Source organism: Pseudoalteromonas sp. SIMBA_162, assembly GCF_046535955.1.
GTDB lineage: Bacteria > Pseudomonadota > Gammaproteobacteria > Enterobacterales > Alteromonadaceae > Pseudoalteromonas > Pseudoalteromonas marina.
The window spans coordinates 1-228 of the sequence record NZ_JAWJBQ010001424.1 but is presented as its reverse complement, the minus strand read 5'-3'; the positions used below and the strand labels follow the sequence as shown (position 1 = coordinate 228).

1 protein-coding gene is annotated in these 228 nt (G+C 51.3%); it reads left to right on the top strand.

The annotated features are described in order from the left end of the window. Positions 1-43: 43 nt before the first annotated feature. A partial coding sequence (locus R0J88_RS24305) for a hypothetical protein (protein ID WP_410901501.1) occupies positions 44-228 on the top strand: 185 nt, incomplete at its 3' end.

The following is a 228-nucleotide window of genomic DNA, read 5'->3' as shown; positions in this document are numbered from 1 at the left end:
ATCGCCACCACCAGGATGATGACCCATAACGGCCGACGGCCGCGTGTTCCTGTCCTGCGCATATCTCGCTCCTTGTGCCACCCCGGATGACGTAAAAGTCGCTGATCACGCCACAATCAATAAAAGTAATAAAGGAATTCTTCTTTATTACTTCAAGAACCAAGCAAAACGCGAAACAATGGTCGTCTCATGCTGGCAACACTACGCCTCGCTTGCCACGCTACAGGC